The following is a 19,075-nucleotide window of genomic DNA, read 5'->3' on the forward strand; positions in this document are numbered from 1 at the left end:
CTTAGTCCTCCCCGCCGCGGTACACCCGCAAAATATTTTCAGCGGCGGCGGAATCCACCGCCACAAAATCGTCGTCCCGTGAAACCGCGCCCACGCTTTCCACAATCTCCAGCGATTTGCGGTAAACGTCCATACGCGTTCCCTGCTGAACCGGCTCGTCCTCCCCCTGCAGGAAAAAGGAAAACACAACCCGGTTCTCTTTTTCATCCGCGTAGCAAAAGTATCCGGCGGAAGTCTTTCTGTCGTGTTTTTTGCCAGCCACGTCGGTGAGCGCCAGCTTGACCAGCTCCACCGCAAAATCGTTCAGCCCGGCCTCAAAAATAAGCACTTTTTCCTTCAGTCCCGCCAGCGAGGTCACCGCCCGCTTGGCCATCCCGTTAAACTGCGGAAAAGCTTCGCCCACACTGACCGGTTCCAGCTGGCAGCAGCCGCTGTTCGGCACAACATATACCATAAACTGATTTTCTTTGTCGTGATAAAGGCAAGGATAAACAAGCTGCGCTTCATAGCCGCATTCCGGACATTTCCAGTCAAACAGCGTTTCATCCAGGATGCGCTGCCGCAGATCCGGGTTTTCCCCGGCATTGATTTCGGGGCTCATCGCTGTTTTTACCACGGCGCCGCAGTGAGGGCAGCTTACGTCCCTGTTTCCAACCGATGGCATTTTTATTTCCTCCTTAGCCTTTGCGTATTTGTTCATTATATCACAACGAATTTAAAAAAGGAATAGAATTAAATAATCCTGTTATTTTTCAAACTTTTGAGTTATAATAATAGCATGGAAGCCCCATCATGAACACCGCTATTGCGGCAGGAGGTACGCTATGAATTTTTTTGAAACTGTAACCGGCAGGGTAACAAAAGCAGTCGACTATGTTGTTGAGAAAAACCGCAAAGCCGCGCTGATAAATCGCATCAGGATCGTGATTAAAAACGAAAGGGAAAACGAAGCGCGCGCCTACGTCGCATTGGGAAAATATTATTTTCAGAATCTGCGCGACGCGCAGAACGAGGAAACCGAGTCCCTGTGCAAAGCGGTGGAAGCCGCCGACAAGCGCATAAAGAAGGCGTTTGACAAGCTCGACGAGCTCACCGCCGACGAGGGATACGAGGACGACGCCTGTACCGACTGTACGGACGACTGCGATTACTGCCCGTGCGGCTGTTCCGGCGAGCCCGGCGCGGAAAGCACGGACGTCCCCGCGCCGGAACCGGAGGACGAGATCGCGCCCGCCGATTTTCCGCTCCATTTCCCCATTGTTGACAAGGCAAACGACAGGGATGACACGTCCGAAGAGGCGGCCGAGGAAGCGGCGGACGACGAGGACGAGGCCCAGCCCACGCTGGACTGAGCGGGAATATGAAGAAAAAAGTAATGCTCGGCATGAGCGGCGGCGTGGACAGCTCCGTTGCCGCGCTCCTGCTTCTCAGGGACGGATACGACGTTACCGGCGTCACCCTGCGGCTGCGGCCGGACGAATACATGTGCCAGAGCTCGGCGGGCGGCTGCTGCTCGCTGGACGATATCGACGACGCACGCAGGGTTGCCTACAAGCTCGGGATCGACCATCTGGTCCTCAATTTTACGGACGTTTTCGAAAAGGACGTCATCGACTATTTCGCGGCGCAGTACGCGGCGGGGCTGACGCCCAACCCATGTATCGCCTGCAACCGCCACGTCAAGTTCGACGCCATGCTCCGCCGTGCGAAGGAGCTGGATTTTGACTATATCGCCACCGGCCACTACGCCGTGATCGAACAGGACGCGGCGGGGCGCTGGCTTTTGAAAAAGGCGCCCGCCAGCAAGGACCAGAGTTATGTGCTGTACTCCTTCACGCAGGAACAGCTCAGCCGCACCCTGATGCCGCTGGGAAAATACACAAAGCCCGAGGCGCGCGCCATGGCGGAGGAAGCCGGGCTGCCCGTCGCGCATAAGCCGGACAGCCAGGAAATCTGCTTTGTGGAAAACAACGATTACGCCGGATTCATTGAGCGCTACACCGGGGAAACCGCTCCGCAGGGCGATTTTGTGGACCAGAGCGGAAACGTGATCGGCCGCCACCGCGGCATCACCCGCTACACCGTCGGTCAGCGCAAGGGGCTGGGCGTTACCTTCGGCAAGCCCATGTATGTGACCGGGATCGACACGGTACATAACCGGATTACACTGGGGGAAGAGGGCAGCCAGTACGCGTCCTCCCTGATCGCGGCGGACCTCAATTTCATTCCGTTCGACACCTTGGAAAAGGAAACGGATATCACCGCCAAGGTGCGGTATCAGGCGAAGCCCGCAAAGGCGAAGCTGGTTCCGCTCGGGGACGGAAGAGTCCGCGTGGATTTTGAAGAAGCGCAGCGCGCGGTCACTCCGGGACAGGCCGTCGTCTTTTACGATGGGGACCTCGTGGTCGGCGGCGGCACGATTCAGCCGGAATAATCGTAAGGGCGGAGCCGTTTTTGGCTCCGCCCTTTCAGCGTTTATTTTCCAGAAGATACAAAAGGAAGAGTCCTACACAAAAGATCCCGAAGACGACAAAAATCCCTTTCAGGCGCTTGTGCGTCGGACGATTTCCGTAGCTGTAGGAACATAGCAAGGCAAAGACAATGACCGAACATACCCAGTTCTGCCATTCTCCGCGCGTGAATCCCGCAGAATAAAGCACCGCCGCAAAAGCGCCCCACAGAACAATCTGAATCGACCGGACGCGGCTGCCGTCTTTGTTCATTTTACCGCCTCCCTTTCTGCCCGAAAGCCGGTCACTGCTTGAAACCGTACCCGCAGTGCGGGCATTTCGGGTAATCCATGTCGCATTTCTTCCCGCAGTCCGGGCAGGTGATCTGCATGATTTCCGGCGCGTTGTCCCGGCGGTCTTCGCTGATTTTCAGCTGATCCTCCAGCACATCGACCCTGTTCATCAGGTCGCCGACGGCAATCAGCAGCAGGCCGAGAAGCTCCGCGGTAAAAACGCTGAGGAAAACCCGGAAGTCCTTGTCGGAGGACGCGAGCTCCGCAAGAAAAAGACCAATGCCTGCAATCAGGAACGCCAATCCCGCCCCTTTAAAAAATCTGGCCATCTTACACCACCCTGTAATTCTTACTGGTAATTATATCACAGATACCCTGTCGATACAAACGGATTTGGCAAGTCGGGCCGCCGAAAGACGTGCAGCCGCGCTCTTTGCCCTTGAAGCCGGAGGCCTTAAGAAATCGACCCCCAGCCTCCCTCTCAGAGGGAGTTGTTTCGGAGTGCTCCGAGACCGATTCAACATGCAACTGTCTGAGAGCGCCGCCGTAGGCGACTGCCGACCGCATGGTCCGCGCCCGGCGCGCCGGAGGGAGTTTTCCCGGGAATTTCTTACATCCCACATCCTTTTTCTAAGTCGTCAGCTTTGCCCTCAGGCCGGGCTGGCCCCTACTTTCGTTCTTGTCCGAAAGTAGGCAAAGGACGTGCAGAGGGATTTTAAATTCCCGACGGGAGGGTTCCATAAAATCCCCCTGCACCCCCCGGGTATCCCCAAAGTGTCTTTAAGTGGCACGATGCCTTCGCGGTTTTCATTGACGGAGGTACGAAAAGCAGAATCTGGCCCCCTCCTCGAGGGGGCCTCGAGAAGCCGGGTGCCGAAAGGAGTACTTTTCCCTCAATTTAACCGCGAGAAGGAATACCCCACCACCCGGCGCAGCCGTTCCCGCGCTTTTTTCAGATGCTTTGACACGGTCGGCGGCGTAACGCCAATGATTTCCGCGACCTCCTGTACGCTTTTCTGCTCGAAATACCGCAGCCGCAGACAGTCGCGCTGCCGTTCGGTCAGCTCTCCCTCCATCGCGCGCCGCAGCGCCCCGCGCATTCTCAGATGCTCTCCCCCGTCGTCGTTCTCTTCCCGACCGGCATTCAGCCGGTCCCCGAACAGGTCCAAGCTCAAATTGCTTTTTCTTCTCATCTTTCCGCCCCGATTCTCACCAGATACCTGCCTGTGTGCAGGCAGTCCAGATACATGTCGTTCAGCAGGGCAATCCTGCGGTACAGCCCGGAGGCCTCCTCGTTGCCCGCCTGCCGCGCCTGCCTGCGAAGCGGCGCCAGCCGTTCCTTAATTCTCTCTGCCTCATTCAAATATTCCGCGCCCCATTCGTTATAGTCCATATTGCTCCTTTCCTTCCCCGAAGCGGACCGCAAGCATCCGGATTCGTGTCCTATAATTCCATACTATCCAAACAGGAGCAAATTTTCAAGATATTTTAGAACAAATGTTCTATTCTGATTCCTGGCAGGGACAAACCCGGTACACCGAATCGGGCTTGTTTCCACAGGAACACTATCCGTACGCCGAGCATTTTTGACGCGGTCAGACGCAATTTTAACCGAATAAGACAAGACTCTTGATTTTACAAACAAGGCCTATGATGCTAAAATAAAAGAAAACCTGAGCGGAAAATTTTCCTGCCTCCGGAACAGCTTGCCGGGGCAGGAGCAGGATTACAAAGCGGAAAGCGGGAATCAAAATGGAAAGCTTTGCCCCTTTATTGATCATTGCGGGATGCTATGTTCTTGTCTATACGTTTGGCAAGATCAACAAGAAGAGATACGATGCTCCGGGAAAATTCCGGGATTCCCGGAAGCCTCATCGCCGGGGAAAAAAGTAGGAGGAAGCGAAACGCTTCCTCCCTTTATTTTTTATCCCTCAGCTTTTGAAAAAAATCCGTAAGCAGCAGCGCGCATTCGTCGGCAAGCACGCCGCCCACCAGCTCCGGACTGTGGTTGTACGGCAATTCAAACAGATTCACGACGGAGCCGCAGGAACCGGCCTTCGGGTCCCGCGCGCCGTAAACCACCCTGGGAATCCGCGCGTTGATGACCGCCCCCGCGCACATGGGGCAGGGCTCCAGCGTGACGAACAGCTCGCACTGCCACAGCCGCCACCCGCCCAGCAGGCGGCACGCCCGGTCAATAGCCTCCAGCTCCGCGTGGCAGAGCGCGTTTTTTCCGCTTTCGCGCCGGTTGCGGCCCGTGGCAATGACTTCCCCGTCTTTTACGATCACCGCGCCGACCGGCACCTCGCCCTCCTGCGCCGCTTCCCGCGCGAGAGTCAGCGCCAGACGCATAAACCGTTCCTCCCTGTCCATATCAGCCTACGAAAGATACCGGAACGAGGACAGAACCGTTAACAGCAGCACCGCCACACCGCCCGGATTGAAAAACAGCGCGTTCAGCTTTGCGGAAAGCCGGAAATACGGATTTACCCCGTCGCTGTGGAAAAACCTCTTATCCTTCACCAGCAGATAAACAAAGGAAGCCGCCCCCAGCGCCAAAACAACGCCGACCACCGTGTTGTTTACATAATCGGCCATCTGGTCCCCGCCGAAGCGCTGCGACATTTCCACCGCGAAGGAAATCCCGTTGTTGAAGAAATGGATCAGGATGGACGGCCACAGGGAATTGGTGCGGACAACCACCAGAGCCATGGCCAGACCGGCGATAAAGGCAAACACCATCTGCACAAAATTGCCGTGGTACAGCCCGAAAAGAATCGCGGAGCCCACTACCGCGAACCCGTCCCCGTATTTTCTCAGGCTGTGAAGCACCACGCCGCGGAAAAACAGCTCCTCCACCAGCGGCGGAATGACCGCGATCGTAAGGAAATACAGGAATAAAACCGGCGGATCGCCCGTCAGGGGCATCTCCGGCAGCTCGCCGGAAAAGCCGAACCATTTCTCGATTTCCACCACCGCGTTGGCCGGAATGTTCGCCAGCATACAGACGGCCGTTCCGAAAAAAACGCACGCACAAATTTTCAGAAACCCGGCCTTCTCAAAGGGCAGCGCGCTGCTCAGGGAAATATGCCTCGCGGCGAAAAAAACCAGCGCGGGAGCGGCCAGCCCGACCAGATAGCCCGCCCCGGTCGCAAGATAATAAAGCACCGGCGTAAACCCCTGAAAATCGCTGTTCGTATAGTCGTGCGCATATCCCACCGTGCGAAGATAGAACACGCAGACATACAGGAAGCCGGTCATCAGGAACATGGCGGCGAGCAGGGTCCAGCAGACCGCGTTGGAGGTTTTCCTCAGCTCGCGCTTGCCGTTCTGGGCTTCCACATAGGGATGCACGTTATAATAAGGGCCGTATTGGGTGTAAGGCGAATTGTTCATTGCTCTCTCCTTTTATAAAAAAGGGCCCTCTCCCGCAAGCAGGAAAGAGCGTCTCCTTTTTTGGCAGGTTAGGTGAATATAGACGCCGCCGGGCGGCAAAGTAAAGAAAAAGCGCCGGACCCAAACGCGAATTGGATCCAGCGGCACGCTGGCGTCCCCGGCGCGATTCGAACGCGCGGCCTTTCGCTTAGGAATTAAGAAGGGCATTTCCTCAAAGACAAAGCATGGTCCCCGACAGCTCTCTTAATCCAACAATCAACAGCTTTTTCTTACGTCTAAATTCTTCGTGGTATCTTGTGTTCCACGAAAAATTTTATTGTATTTCGTATTGCTATTAGCATAAAATTAGCTGTTTTACAATACATCAAAGGGGGATGAGTTTAGGTTCAATTTCAATTATTTATCATGATATCATAAAAGGCACTTAAATACAAGGGAGGCTTACTATGCCAGCATACCAATTAGAAATCAAGATTACCGACTGGCGAAAGCATAACACCATTTTGGATTATAACGCCCCTTGCCAGAAAGACGTCGGTTTTCCCCCCCCCGATTTCAAAGGTAGCGGAGCTGATCAGTATCGGAAAATGCTCTGAAATGGACATTCTGTTGGATCTGTGGATGCATGCCACCTACAACGATGAGCAGGTATTGGGCTCCGATGTAGGGCCGGTTGCATAGTATCACGCCAAGTGCATTGAGCGCAGCCATAAGATGTTGAAGCTTATGGAAACCGCAGTTGAATACAATAAATTAACACTATTGTAAATAGTCCTTCTACATTTTTAAAAAATATGTGAAATATATATAAGACCGATCATCATCTTGTCATAAATATGCCGCAACTTATTGAGGCTTAAAGTTATTGACCGTTCTTATGAAATTTTGGGAGGTCTGAAGACAAGCTAAGAAAAAAATTCAGACGCATTGTAAGCATTTTACGAAAGTCGGAATCCCTTGCAGTTTTATAATAAACTGCAAGGGATTCATGCGTCACTGTCTTTCTATGGACATTTGGATATTTGAGAACTTTAAATTTACACAACAAATCTTCTCGGTTGATTCCTTATACATGAAAAGCCAGATATAATTTAAAATTTTTTGGACAGTCAAAAGAGGCATCATGCCTTCCTCCAGAGCCTGTCCGCTCTCACGGAAATGTTTTCGCCCAAAAGTCCTTTCCAAACTTCCTTCGGCAAGCCGCTGTCGGGATGGGCAATGAGCCATTTGTTTTTCGCAGTGATCAGCCGATCCATACCACCGCCCGTATGTTTTGCTGCAAGAGCCGTATTGGTTCCGCGCGGCAGCACGACGGCCACTCGGAAAACCGCGCTATCGGCATTGCACGGCGCATAGTGCAGCGTGGTCCCGTAAAGCTCCACTGCCTTTCCTTTGGGTACGCGAAACAGCTCAAGCTCTGCCGTGTCGTAGGTAAGCTGCGGCGTGACGTCCTGAAGGCGGCCCAGAATCAGGACCATGTCCGTCGCGGCGACGTTCACCTCGCTGGAACGGTGGTATTCCAGCGCATTGAGCAAATGGTTGTTCCCATTGCAATATCCAAGCTGGATCGGCATCTCCCCAAAGACTTGATCTCGGAGGCTCCCGTAAATGTCAAGTGCTTCAAGCCCGGGATCCGACGGCACGTAAACGACGTCGCCCGCAGGGCAAGGCGTTGTCTGAAGGGCTTTGATGAGCTCGGAGAAATCAAGTTCTTCAACCACACGCCCGTAGGCTTGAAACGCCGGATCTGTAACAGACTTCAGTTCCATGAATCTTCACCCTTTCCAATGCAGTCCGCTTAGTCCGCTGCGGGCGGATATTCGTTGCAGAGCAGGCGGTACGGCGGCTCATCCTCTTCGATGGTGGGAAAGCGGCCGAGGGGGTTTAAGAAACGGTTATCGGTATTGTCATCGTTACACATGGAGACCTCACCGATCAGCACGCTTCCTCCCTTCGGGATGGTGAACTCATGATAGTAATAGGGATACAGGGAAAGACTTTCACCGGGTTGCAGTACGATCGGCTGCCCCGCCGGAACCATGTAGCGGCGGCCGTCCTGACAGATTTCCACGTCCGTCGTATCCAACTGCTCGTCCTTTGTGGCGTTGTACAGCGTGAACACAATGTTGTTGCCGCCGCGGTTGATGATGTCCTCCATCTTGTTCCAGTGAAAGTGCATCGGGGACACCTGCCCCTCGTCGCACATCATGATCTTTTCGGCATAGGTTTTCGTATATTTGGGATTGTGAATGTTTCCGTTGCGCAGGGTAATCAGAGCCAGCCCCAGATGCGCGTAATCGCCCATCCCGTAATCGGTCACGTCCCAGCCAAGCATGTTGTCGCGGATCTCGTCGTACTCATGCCCCTTATCTTCCCACTCCGCCGGCGTAAATTTCAGGAACGGAGGCAGTTCAAAACGATGCTCATCGAGCAGCATCTCAAACCTTCTGATTACAGCGTTAATTTCAGATCGTTTCATGTTTTTCCTCTTTTCTCATTATTAATCCATACTCAGAACGAATCCGGGCTAAACGTCGGAATCTCATAATCCAAGCAGCGAACCCCTTCGATTTTCCAGCGCCTCGATGGCCTGCTTTCCCTCGGCAATTCGAAACGTAAGCTGCTTTTTTTCGACAGTCTGCGGAGCCAGAAAATGCAGCGTACCGGCTTTCTCATGGTACGAGCGGCCATAGACAGAGGAATTCGACGGCTCCAAGCCGAGAACATAGTCGCCACTTCCCTCGGATTTCCACTGCATGAAAAATGGAAACTGCTCCGTATTGAACTCGAGCACAAGCGCGAGTTTCCGTTCGTCATTTACAACGGCCGCAAAAGTTTCTCCATCCCCGGCAGAAGCCAGCTCGTGCAGAAACACGTTCTCTGGCTTATTGTCCTTCGGAGGACCCATTATGTCCCACGTGTCAGCACAGGCGGCCGAAACCCCGTCTCGCGGCGTGACTTTTTTCGTCGGCAGCAAAAGGCGGCTATTCTCTGAAAGAAACGGCCATCCCATGTTGCAATGATACATCAGCATAACGGGTTCCGGACGAAACGCCTCGTTCGTGATTTCATCCGCAACTCGGATCGAGCTTTCGCCCAGCCTTGTGGTGATCGTGCGACGCAACACAAGATTTTCCCCAAACAGCTCAGCTTCCCGCATTTCTCCTCTCACCGTCACGACATAGTCGTCGCCATCCCATGCGGAATCCGCGCACACATGCTCCGCAGGCGTCGTGCGCATACGGCCGTGCATGGGGTACTCCCTGCCGTCTGGACCCGTGTATGGCGCGCAAATGTTTTCAAACCCGCAAGTAAAAAACAGGCCCCCCATAATACTGCGCTGCGCCTCGGCCCCGTGCGTATCGTATGGGTTTCTCCCCATAAGCCCCGGTTTCGAAAGAAAATTGATCTGCAGTCCCTTATACTCCATTTCACAGATGTCCAGCGCCTTATCCAACATTGTGACAAAACGGAGGGGACCATTTTTCACTTCCACAGCCCGCATTCCCGTACTGCGCCCTTCGTCGTAAGTCACCCTCCGGGCATACGCGATCTGCTGCACGTTGCCAACCCGGCGCAAAATGTCCTCTTTTTTCATTGTCCTCACTCCAGATTCGCATGGTATCGCCAGAGTTCCTTCATATCAAGGTGCCTGCGTTCGATAATCATTTTCGCCACAATGTCCCCCAAAAGGAGAACCGACTGCTCAAAAAGTGATGTCATGGGCTGTTGCGAGTCAATCTCGTCATTCCGATATTCTTTCGTGCGCACGGGAATCCTTACCATAAATTCCACAAGGTCTTTCAACCCGCTGTCCGGATTTGACCCAATATGAACTACCTTTGCACCAATCATATGCGCCTTTTGTGCAATGCCTAAGGGAAACATTGTAGTACCGCTACCACTGCCGACGATCAGCAGATCCTTCGGCGTGATGGCGGGCTCGGTAATCTCTCCCACGTAATGCGTCTTGATTCCCAAGTGAGCCCAGCGCTTAGCGACGGCCTGCAACGACAGCAAAACCCGTCCAACGCCCACAAAGAACACCTGATCCGCATCCAGAACTGCCTCGATCAGGCGTTCCACCTGAGCGGGATTGATATGGCCCAGTGAAGCGCGCAATTCGTCGAGGATCAGATCTCCCACTCCGCTAAACGTGACTTCGTTACTCATTGCTTTCCCCTTTCTCCCAACACGGACCCGCAAAACCCAAGCAGTTCCTGCGTCGACGCAGAAAGATCTTCTTTTTTCAGGCAGGTGCTGCCTACCACAAAGATATCCACACCTTTTCCGACGAAATCCTCAATATTTTCGCGGGAGACACGGCCGTCGATTTCCACTTTCGTAGGCAGGCCCCTCTCCTGGATAAGGCGATGCAGTTCCTGAACCTTGCGGTTCGCGTATGGAACCTGCTTCTCTGCCCTGCTGCCTGCGTAACCGGGATTAATCAGCATCAACAGCACAGTGTCACATTTCTCCAGTACATAATCCAGGGTCGAAAGCGGCGTGGCCGGCTTTAGCGCGACGCCGGCCCGCACCCCGCGACTGCGGATCTGGTCGAGCCGATAGTCGATGTGCGGCTCGCATTCTCCGTGAAAAATGATCTGCTCCACGCCGATGTCAAGCAGTTCTTTGACAAAGAAATCCTGCTCAGTCGCCATTAGATGCACGTCGAACGGCAGTTCCGTCCTGGCGCGCAGTTGCCGGACCGTATCGAGCCCCAGCGGCATGCTCGGGCTGAAATGCCCGTCGAGGAGATCGACATGCAGCATTTCGGCGCCCGCACGCTCCAATTCCGAGACCGAATCCTCCAGCCTGCATAGATTGCATACGGAAATCAACGATGGGGAAAGAATATATTTTTGGTTCCAGATCGTTTTATTCATTGATCATACTCCTTCATGTACCGATGAACCTCAGCCTCCGTCGGCAGGGACTCAATCGCGCCCTTTTTCTGTACGCACAGCCAACCGGCGATGTTTCCGCAATACAGTGCGCTGTACAACAGGCCCTCAGTCAGGTCCGTGGGGGAGTGAACGCCCGCCTTCATCAGCGTGGCGAGGAACCCTCCCCAGAACGCGTCCCCGGCGCCGGTCGCATCGACGCACCGGGTCCGGAGCGCCGGCAGCTCCAAGACCTTCCCATTCCAAAAACATCGGCAACCCCGGCCGCCCAGCGTCTCCACCATGACTGAAATGCCGCTTTCATGCGCTAGGTGCGGCAGGGCGTCTTCGCCGCCCAGCATGGCTGCCTCCTCCTCGGAAACCTTAAGTAAGTCCACATACGGAAGAATATCCATCACAGCCCGGACGGCGGCCTTCCCATCACCATCCCACAGCAGGTCCCGGTAGTTCATGTCAAAACTGACCAGTTTTCCGCTCAGGCGACTTTCCGTCAGTGCGTAAATCGTCGTCTCCTTAGCTGCCCCCTTGGACAGAGAGCAAGAGCCGGCATGGACAATGTCCGCCTCCCAGAACCAAGGATGATCTATGTTCTGCTTGCTCAGGAACATGTCTGCTCCGGGTTTGCGGGCAAAAGTAAAGCTGCGGTCCCCATTGGTATTCAATGTGACAAATGCCATCGTTGTCGTAGCCATGTCCGTCAGCTGTGTGACAAGCGGCTCAACATGATTGTCCTTTAACGTCCGCAGCAGAAAATGACCGAAGTCATCGTCGCCCATCATGCCGCAAAAGCCGGCCTCGCAGCCATGGCGCGCTATGGCGATAGCCACATTGGCCGGAGCGCCACCCGCCCTTCTGATATAGACGCCCTCTCCGTCTCCCGGCAAAAAGTCGACAACCATTTCCCCCACGCTTAGAAATTTCATATACTTCCCTCCTTCTCTAACCCGGACAAAGCACAGGTTCCGGCGCCGATCAACGACGCCTCGTAGCCGAGGGCTGTTTTCACGACCCGCAGACCCGCATTTGCGCCCAAATATAGGAAATTCTCCAACGTAGCTTTCAGGGATGGCTCGAACAAATCGAAGGAGCCGGCAACACCGCCGCCGATGACGACCAACGGTACGTTCAAAATATTGACAGCGGCTGCGATCGCCTTTCCCAAGTAAAAGCCTTCGTCTTGGAAAACCCTCAGCGCCTCTCTATTCCCACCACGCGCGAGCTCCCCGATCTCATGCGCGGTCATTTTTTCCTCACGGCCGGTCAACTCCAGATAGCGACGCACGATCCCGGGTGCCGCTCCGTAAGTCTCCAAGCAACCGCGCGAACCACAGGGACATTTGGCTCCATAATCGACGACCTTTACATGCCCCAGCTCCCCCGCGCCTTTGGAAAAGCCCTCGAACATACGATTGTTGAGAAAGACGCCAGAGCCGATGCCGTTGCTGACAGTGACCCACATGAAATCCGACACATCCTTGGCCAATCCAAACTTTTTTTCTCCCAGCGTGCACAGATTGCCATCATTCCCCAGAAACACCGGTTTTCCGTACTGCTTCATAAGCAGTGAGCGCACGTCGAAAGCCCGGATCTGTGAAAAGGGAGCATAGACCCACAAGCCATTGTCCGGATCCGCGATTCCAGGAATGGATACACCGATTGCATCGATTTCTTCAGTTCCATCCCCTTTCCACTCTGCGGATGTCAGCACGGCGGCGCTTTCTGCAAGGATGGCCTCAGCTACCTGCTTTTTCGTTGGATTGTGAAACAGCATTTTGTGGGACGCAAGCACACGGCCCTCTTCGTCCATGACGCCGGTCAGGATCTTGGAGCCACCAATGTCAATACATAATATTTTTTTCCTCATAATTTTCTCTGCCCAGTATTGCTCTTGAAAGGCTTCAATCCTCCCTATAAAGAATGGACATCATCAGATGGTCGAACACCAAGTGAAGATCCTCTACGACCTGCATATCGTCGATTGGCACATGCAGGCTGATATCCGACAGAGCCATCAGCCTTCCACCACTGTATCCCGTAAGGCCAATCACCTGATTCCCGCATTCCCTGGCATATTCCGCGGCACGCACTACATTGGCCGAGTCTCCGCTTCCGGAAATCGCCATCACCACGTCGCCCTCAGAAAGGAAATCCTTCAGTTGCTCTACAAAAACTGCATCGTAGGCAACGTCGTTGGCAAGGCTAAGAACGGTGGCAGCATTGTCATTCAAGCATACAAACCGGAACCTTTTCTCCTTGTTCAGGCTCAGGCCCTTGTTGAAATCCCCCGCAAAATGAGAAGCGGTGGAGGCGCTGCCTCCGTTTCCCATGATAAAGACATATTTTCTGCCGTCGCGCGCCTCTTTCAAAGCCTCCATCGCCCGGTTGACCTCGTTTCTGTCGATCTTGTCGACAGTCGTTTTCAGCCGGGCGTAATATGCGTCGATCTGATCCGTATAATTCTTCATGTTGTTTTTCTTCCTTTCCACAGGGATGCGCAGCCACCGCTCGGGAAACCCTTCATTAAAGAAATAGCCCAGCAATGAATGCCGCGGCCAGCAGAACGATTAGGCTGGCAATGATGATATCCATCTGCCGGACCGTAAAGCCGATCTTAGAATACAGGTGGTCGCGTGCGCTTTCGGCCGGATGTCCTGTCCGGCCGCCGTCGGTCCTCTCGCTTTTGACGCGCAGTGCAGACGTTCCACTGGTCATGTACCCTCTTTTTTTCATCATTTCTTCTCCAGATATTTGCGCACATCAATAGCAACGGCAAGAATGATAATGATGCCCTTAATGATATACTGCAAATAAGGGTTGACATTAAGGTAGGTGAGGCTGTAGTTGATGGTCTGCAGCAGAACGACGCCCAGCAGGACGCCCGGAATCGTACCAACGCCACCGGCCCAAGAAACACCGCCAATGACGCAGCCCGACATGGCATCAAATTCATAGTTGAAGCCGACCGTGGTGGTCACGGAGCCAATCCGCGCTGCTTCCAGAAAAGCGGATATGCCGTACAGGACGCCTGCCACAAGGAACACCAACATCACAGTAAGCTTTGTATTGATGCCAGATACCGCGGCAGCCGCCGGATTGCCGCCGAACGCATACATATTTTTGCCGAATACAGTCTTATTCCACAGAATGTAAACTACGACTGCGCAGATGAACAGATAGACCACCAGATAAGGCAACTGCATGAAGCCCAGATTGAACGAACCCTTCACCAGATTCAAGTAGCGGGGATCCAACGTGGAAAGAGGCTGTGCACCCCCCTTCTGACTGTCAATATAGATACAGGTGCTGCCGAATGCAATCAGCTGGGTGCCGAGCGATACAATGAAGGCATGCATGTGCAGATACGCCACACCGAAACCGTTCAGCAAGGAGAACAGAACCGCGACGATAATACTGATCAGCAGCGGAATGAACAGCGGCAGGCCATTTGTAATCTGAGGATACATTCTGGACGCATAAGTCGTCGCCTGCAGCAGACTTGCCGAAATGGCGGCGCAGCAACCAAGGATGCGGCCAGCCGAAAGGTCGGTCCCCTGAATGATGATGACGGCGGCGATTCCCAGGGCAAGAATGCCGCGGGTGGAGGCCTGACGAAGAATATTGGTGATATTGTTGATGGAGATAAAGCTTGGCCTGATGCAGATCACAACAATTAACATGAAGCCCAGGATAATCAGCAACGCATTATTTAAGAGCCCTTTTTTCAGTTTATCAATATCCAGTTTTTTTATTTTTTCCATATCCCTACCTCTTTTTAAATGAAGTGTAGTGCAAGTTCCATGATTCTTTCCTGCGTGGCATTCTCCATATCAAGAATGCCTGCCAGATGGCCGTTGCTCATCACGGCGATCCGATCCGAAATACCCAGGAGCTCCGACATTTCCGAGGACACCACAATAACTGCCTTCCCCTGTTTTGCTACATCACCGATCAACTGGTAGATTTCATACTTAGCTCCTACGTCAATACCCCGGGTCGGCTCGTCCATCAGCAGAATCTCCGGCTTTGTGAGTAGCCATCGCCCGATGATAACCTTTTGTTGATTGCCCCCCGACAAAAACTTGATATGAGTTTTCTGACTTGGAGTTTTGATATTCATCGAACTGATGACCCAATCAGTATCCTCTTTCATTTTCTGCTGCTTTAGAAAAAGGCCTTTCCGATAAGCCCGAACGTTGGCAATCACGGAGTTGAACATCACGGAATCCACTCCGAAGATGCCGCTTGCGCGGCGTTCCTCCGTCAGCATCGCGAAACCGTTTTTCAAGGCATCCCGTGAAGTGTTGTTCCTGATTTCCCTTCCGTGGACCTTGATTGTGCCTTCGCTGTGGCGGCGCGTGCCAAAAACCGTTTCCAGCAATTCGGTTCTGCGGGAACCAACCAGCCCCGCGATCCCGAGAATCTCCCCCGCACGTAAGTCGAAGGAAACGTCGATGCAACCCGGCATGTAAGTGCTGGTGAGATGCTCGACTGACATAATCACTTCACCCGGTTTGTTCACCTTCGGCGGGAATCGGTTGTCCATTTTGCGGCCGACCATCAAATTGATAATCTTGGCGAGCGTAAGATTCTCTGCCTTTTCAGTCGTGATCCATTTCCCGTCTCGCATAATAGTGACATCATCGGCAATCTTCAGGACCTCCTCCATCTTGTGGGAAATATAAATAATGCCGACACCCCGCTCGCGTAACTTATTGATGATGCGGAACAGCTGCTTGACTTCATCGTCCGCCAAGGACGAGGTGGGCTCGTCCAGGACCAGTAGCCTGATGTTGTTGGAAACAGCCCGGGCAATCTCGACCATCTGGCGCGCTGAAACCGACAAAGTCCCGATTTTCCTTCTGGGGTCAATATCGATTTCCAGATCTTCAAAAATCCTCTTTGTCTCCCGGTACATCTTTTTCTGATCCACCAAGCCGGTTCGAGTTCGCGGCACCTGGCCCAGCCAGATGTTTTCCGCAATGCTACGCTGCAATACCTGATTCAGTTCTTGATGCACCATTGCTATGCCGTTCTGAATGGCATGCTTAGTGTCCTTAAATGCGACTTCCCGGCCGTCAAGCTTGATTGAGCCGGAATCCTTGTTATAAATCCCGAACAGGCACTTCATCAGCGTGCTCTTGCCGGCGCCGTTTTCTCCGCAAAGGGCATGAACCGTGCCCTTCCGCACCTTAAGCTGAGCTTTGTCCAGAGCCTGTACGCCCGGAAAGCTTTTACAAATCCCCGTCATCTCAAGCATGTAAGTTTCTGCCATATCCATGATCTCTCATTCTCAATTATTGGGTAGGCGAGGGTGCTACCTGCTTGAAGCATCCTCGCCTGCGCTTCATCAGTTCGATATTTTCTTCCTTATTTACCGGTGTAGGAAGAATAGGGGATACGGATCGCAACACCCGTCTCATCAAGCTGATAACCTGTGCCCTCCAGTGCGCTCTTGCCACTAAGATAATTCTCTGCAATATTGACGCATGCTTTCGCCATCGCGTCGCCATCCTGCTTCACGGTGCCCATCATCGTACCAGAGGCAATAGCGGATTTGGCGGCGTCCGTACCATCTACTCCGAGCACAACTATCTTTTTGTCCCCTTCGTTGCCGGTGTTGTAGCCGTGGTTCTGCAACGCAGAGATGGCGCCGGTCGCCATGTCATCATTATTGCAAAGGACAGCTTCAATATCATTGTTAGAAGAAAGGATCGCCTCCATTGCGTTCATCGCTTTTTCCGCAGTCCAGTCGCAAACTTGTACAGGCGCGACGGCATCCATATTCAGACCCTTTTCCTTCGCTTCTGACTGACAGTATTCGGTGCGGGCAATAGCTTCCAGATTGTCAGCCTCTCCCTTGAATACCACATATTGAACTTTTCCATCACCGTTGCGGTCCAAGCTCTTGTCGGCTTTCCACAGCTGGGCCAGCATGTCGCCCTGCATGATGCCGGCATCCTGAGCTTTTGTGCCGACGAAGATATCCTTATCATAATTCTTCAAGACGCTGATATCAGTCGGCTCGCGGTTGAAGAACACAAGAGGAATCTTTTTGTCCTTGACCTGATTGATGACGGTTTGCGCGGAAGACTGGTCACACATGTTGACGAACAGACAGTCGACGCCGTCCTGCAGAATGGCATCCAGTTGATCCAGCTGTTTTCCCTGATCACCTTGCCCGTCGTACATCTTAAGTTCGATGTTGCCCGCCTTGTCTGCATATTGCTGCATTGCCGCGCGTACGGTGGACAAATACACATCGTCGTACTTGTAAACCAGTGCCCCGATCACATATTTTTTCCCATCTGTTCTCTCCGATAATGTGCCGGAAGCCGTCTCCCCGGAGGATGATTCGGTGGAACTGCTGCAAGCTGCCACCGACAAGGCCAGCATGGCCGCTAAAATCACGGAAAATACCCTTTTCACATTTTTTCTCCACTTTTTCATGTTTTTTCTCCCCTTTTCAAGATCAATTTATTAAATCAAAATATACGTTGAAAGCATATTTTAACTTCACCTGTCCGCCCACCATGCGGGATTTTCAAGATAGTCCTGATAAGGTGTAATCTCAACCTTCTTCAGCTTTAACCATGCCATCGCTTCAAGCACCTCCCGGCTGAAATCGCCCCGGACGATGGGGAAATGATGCTGGAAACGCTGCACAAGAACAGTATTGAAAAAATCAAGTGCGGAAACATTCCGACGGTTGATCTCAAGATCTCCCACCCAACCGCGGGATCCGCAGAAGCTCGGCTTGGACGTATCGATGATCTGCCCGGTTGCCAAGAACATTCTGTCGCTTTCCCCGGTGAGCCGGGAGATGGTGATCTTGCCCGGGTCCATAACCATGTCGCGAACAACGCCCGTTCCGCTGACTTCCTTTTCACCCGGCTCGTGCGCCGAACCGGAATAGTTCAGGCCATACTCAAAACCGTTTCTCTCGCAGAAGCAGCGGCTGGCCGGACCGCAATGCCACAGCAAAATCGTGTCATCCTGTTGGTCAAACGCAGACAGATCCATCAACGTGGCGGTGCTGTCTGATAGATACCTCAGGAGCAGCATACTGATAGCGGAAGTCAAGTCTCCTTCGCAGGCAGCCACCGTGCCTTTGTCGTTCAGTTCGCCTACCACTGCACACACGCTGTACTGAAAGTCATCCTGGAGTTTTGGCCAGCAACTGATTGCTACGGCGTCATATCCGTTTTCCTCGATAAACTGATCGTACGCAAGAGAAAACCGAGCGTTGATTTCCATCATTTTTTTCGCCGTCGGATGGCGGAACCCTTTCGCAAGCGCCGTTTCTTCCTCAATGCGCCGGCGTACTTTATCGCTGTCCATATGTATGGCGATCTTTTTCAGTTCATCGTATTCATGCAGGCGGTTAATGCGCATCCCGTCAAACAGACGAATCAGACCGCGCTCGTCGTCATACAGGTCATCGAAGCCCGGCGCGATGCCGCCAATCAGGGCGACGCTGGAATGCTGCATGGCCTTGATCGCTTTCAGCGCACGTACCGTAACCGCGAAACGGTCGGAAAACAGCGGGTCACCGACATTACCGTAAAACCATTTGACCGGTAGCTCATATCCGTCAAGATAATGCCCTATGATTGCAGCATACATGTTGATGCTGCAAAGCGAATTGAACGGAACCGCACCTTCTGATTTTCCTTCCGGGATCGCCCACAAGCCAAGGCGCGCATTCTTTATCCTGGCGAAGATGGGAGCTAGGAAACCGGCCGAAAAGCTAGTGCACTGCAGCAGAACAAAGTCCACTTTTTCCTCTTCTAAAGCATGGAGCGCTTCATACCCTTGTTCCGGCGTGATCACCTGCTTTGGGTAGACAAAAAGCTGAAACCCCCACTTTTCCGACAGGCCCTCAAGATCACCGGAAGTCTTTCTAAAAGCCCCTTCCTTGTCTCCGGGAAAGCTCAGCTGCGAGCTGCCAACCAGGCCGATTTTTAATTTAGTCAACAAAATACGCACTCCCTTTATTAAAACATTATTAGTTCGAGTTACTATAAAGCTAAAT

The 19,075-nt window shown here is 53.1% G+C and carries 22 protein-coding genes; 2 read left to right on the forward strand and 20 right to left on the reverse strand.

Annotation, left to right across the window (positions count from 1 at the left end; genetic code table 11):
- Position 1: 1 nt before the first annotated feature.
- Entirely contained in the window at positions 2-664 is a 663-nt protein-coding gene (locus tag ACRQV7_RS14985) for a CpXC domain-containing protein (RefSeq protein ID WP_275714430.1), read from the reverse strand.
- Between the two features lie 160 nt (positions 665-824).
- Between ACRQV7_RS14985 and ACRQV7_RS14990 the strand changes: the two genes are divergently transcribed.
- Both ACRQV7_RS14990 and mnmA read left to right on the forward strand, forming a co-directional pair.
- Positions 825-1,352 carry a hypothetical protein gene (locus ACRQV7_RS14990; RefSeq protein WP_275714432.1) on the forward strand — a complete coding sequence of 176 codons (528 nt, stop codon included), beginning with the start codon at positions 825-827 and terminating at the stop codon, positions 1,350-1,352.
- Between the two features lie 8 nt (positions 1,353-1,360).
- Positions 1,361-2,434 carry a tRNA 2-thiouridine(34) synthase MnmA gene (gene mnmA, locus ACRQV7_RS14995; protein ID WP_444658865.1) on the forward strand — a complete coding sequence of 358 codons (1,074 nt, stop codon included), beginning with the start codon at positions 1,361-1,363 and terminating at the stop codon, positions 2,432-2,434.
- Positions 2,435-2,468: 34 nt separating this feature from the next.
- On the opposite strand, the gene ACRQV7_RS15000 is transcribed toward mnmA, so the two are convergent.
- The 19 genes from ACRQV7_RS15000 to ACRQV7_RS15090 form a co-directional block, all read right to left on the reverse strand.
- Positions 2,469-2,723 (reverse strand): hypothetical protein, encoded by a 255-nt coding sequence (locus ACRQV7_RS15000; protein ID WP_275714436.1) that lies wholly within the window; start codon positions 2,721-2,723, stop codon positions 2,469-2,471.
- A gap of 31 nt (positions 2,724-2,754) precedes the next feature.
- Positions 2,755-3,072 (reverse strand): hypothetical protein, encoded by a 318-nt coding sequence (locus tag ACRQV7_RS15005; RefSeq protein WP_275714438.1) that lies wholly within the window; start codon positions 3,070-3,072, stop codon positions 2,755-2,757.
- 564 nt (positions 3,073-3,636) lie between these two features.
- Entirely contained in the window at positions 3,637-3,936 is a 300-nt protein-coding gene (locus ACRQV7_RS15010; protein ID WP_275714439.1) for an RNA polymerase sigma factor, read from the reverse strand.
- Entirely contained in the window at positions 3,933-4,136 is a 204-nt protein-coding gene (locus ACRQV7_RS15015) for a hypothetical protein (protein ID WP_275714441.1), read from the reverse strand. Before ACRQV7_RS15015 ends, ACRQV7_RS15010 begins: the two co-directional genes overlap by 4 nt.
- Before the next feature lie 524 nt (positions 4,137-4,660).
- Positions 4,661-5,116 (reverse strand): tRNA adenosine(34) deaminase TadA, encoded by a 456-nt coding sequence (gene tadA / locus ACRQV7_RS15020; protein ID WP_275714443.1) that lies wholly within the window; start codon positions 5,114-5,116, stop codon positions 4,661-4,663.
- 6 nt (positions 5,117-5,122) lie between these two features.
- Positions 5,123-6,139, reverse strand: a complete 1,017-nt coding sequence (locus ACRQV7_RS15025; protein ID WP_444658866.1) for a lysostaphin resistance A-like protein — start codon at positions 6,137-6,139, stop codon at positions 5,123-5,125.
- A 1,121-nt stretch (positions 6,140-7,260) separates the two neighbouring features.
- Positions 7,261-7,908, reverse strand: a complete 648-nt coding sequence (locus tag ACRQV7_RS15030; RefSeq protein ID WP_444658867.1) for a DUF4867 family protein — start codon at positions 7,906-7,908, stop codon at positions 7,261-7,263.
- Positions 7,909-7,937: 29 nt separating this feature from the next.
- Positions 7,938-8,618, reverse strand: coding sequence for a D-lyxose/D-mannose family sugar isomerase (locus ACRQV7_RS15035; protein WP_275714449.1), 681 nt, complete (start codon positions 8,616-8,618; stop codon positions 7,938-7,940).
- A 63-nt stretch (positions 8,619-8,681) separates the two neighbouring features.
- The gene (locus tag ACRQV7_RS15040; protein ID WP_444658868.1) at positions 8,682-9,737 is read right to left on the reverse strand and encodes an aldose 1-epimerase family protein; all 1,056 of its coding nucleotides are present in this window, start codon (positions 9,735-9,737) and stop codon (positions 8,682-8,684) included.
- Positions 9,738-9,742: 5 nt separating this feature from the next.
- Entirely contained in the window at positions 9,743-10,312 is a 570-nt protein-coding gene (gene hxlB / locus ACRQV7_RS15045) for a 6-phospho-3-hexuloisomerase (RefSeq protein ID WP_275714453.1), read from the reverse strand.
- Entirely contained in the window at positions 10,309-11,025 is a 717-nt protein-coding gene (locus tag ACRQV7_RS15050; protein ID WP_444658869.1) for a ribulose-phosphate 3-epimerase, read from the reverse strand. The genes hxlB and ACRQV7_RS15050 overlap by 4 nt, the downstream gene beginning before the upstream one ends.
- Entirely contained in the window at positions 11,022-11,966 is a 945-nt protein-coding gene (locus ACRQV7_RS15055) for a carbohydrate kinase family protein (protein WP_444658870.1), read from the reverse strand. The genes ACRQV7_RS15050 and ACRQV7_RS15055 overlap by 4 nt, the downstream gene beginning before the upstream one ends.
- Complete coding sequence (locus ACRQV7_RS15060) at positions 11,963-12,907, reverse strand: ROK family protein (protein ID WP_275714459.1); 945 nt, start codon at positions 12,905-12,907, stop codon at positions 11,963-11,965. The genes ACRQV7_RS15055 and ACRQV7_RS15060 overlap by 4 nt, the downstream gene beginning before the upstream one ends.
- Before the next feature lie 34 nt (positions 12,908-12,941).
- On the reverse strand, positions 12,942-13,508 hold the full coding sequence (locus tag ACRQV7_RS15065; protein WP_275714461.1) for a D-sedoheptulose-7-phosphate isomerase: 567 nt from the start codon (positions 13,506-13,508) through the stop codon (positions 12,942-12,944).
- A gap of 55 nt (positions 13,509-13,563) precedes the next feature.
- Positions 13,564-13,776: a hypothetical protein gene (locus ACRQV7_RS15070; protein WP_275714463.1), complete on the reverse strand. Its 213-nt coding sequence runs from the start codon at positions 13,774-13,776 to the stop codon at positions 13,564-13,566.
- Positions 13,773-14,801, reverse strand: a complete 1,029-nt coding sequence (locus ACRQV7_RS15075) for an ABC transporter permease subunit (protein WP_444658871.1) — start codon at positions 14,799-14,801, stop codon at positions 13,773-13,775. Before ACRQV7_RS15075 ends, ACRQV7_RS15070 begins: the two co-directional genes overlap by 4 nt.
- 14 nt (positions 14,802-14,815) lie before the next feature.
- Positions 14,816-16,315: a sugar ABC transporter ATP-binding protein gene (locus tag ACRQV7_RS15080; protein ID WP_444660300.1), complete on the reverse strand. Its 1,500-nt coding sequence runs from the start codon at positions 16,313-16,315 to the stop codon at positions 14,816-14,818.
- Positions 16,316-16,410: 95 nt separating this feature from the next.
- Positions 16,411-17,490, reverse strand: a complete 1,080-nt coding sequence (locus ACRQV7_RS15085) for a galactose ABC transporter substrate-binding protein (RefSeq protein ID WP_444658872.1) — start codon at positions 17,488-17,490, stop codon at positions 16,411-16,413.
- A gap of 66 nt (positions 17,491-17,556) precedes the next feature.
- Positions 17,557-19,020 (reverse strand): hypothetical protein, encoded by a 1,464-nt coding sequence (locus ACRQV7_RS15090; protein WP_444658873.1) that lies wholly within the window; start codon positions 19,018-19,020, stop codon positions 17,557-17,559.
- Between the last annotated feature and the right edge of the window lie 55 nt (positions 19,021-19,075).

Origin of the sequence: Caproiciproducens lactatisolvens, from assembly GCF_052443335.1 — a bacterium.
Classification (GTDB): domain Bacteria; phylum Bacillota; class Clostridia; order Oscillospirales; family Acutalibacteraceae; genus Caproiciproducens.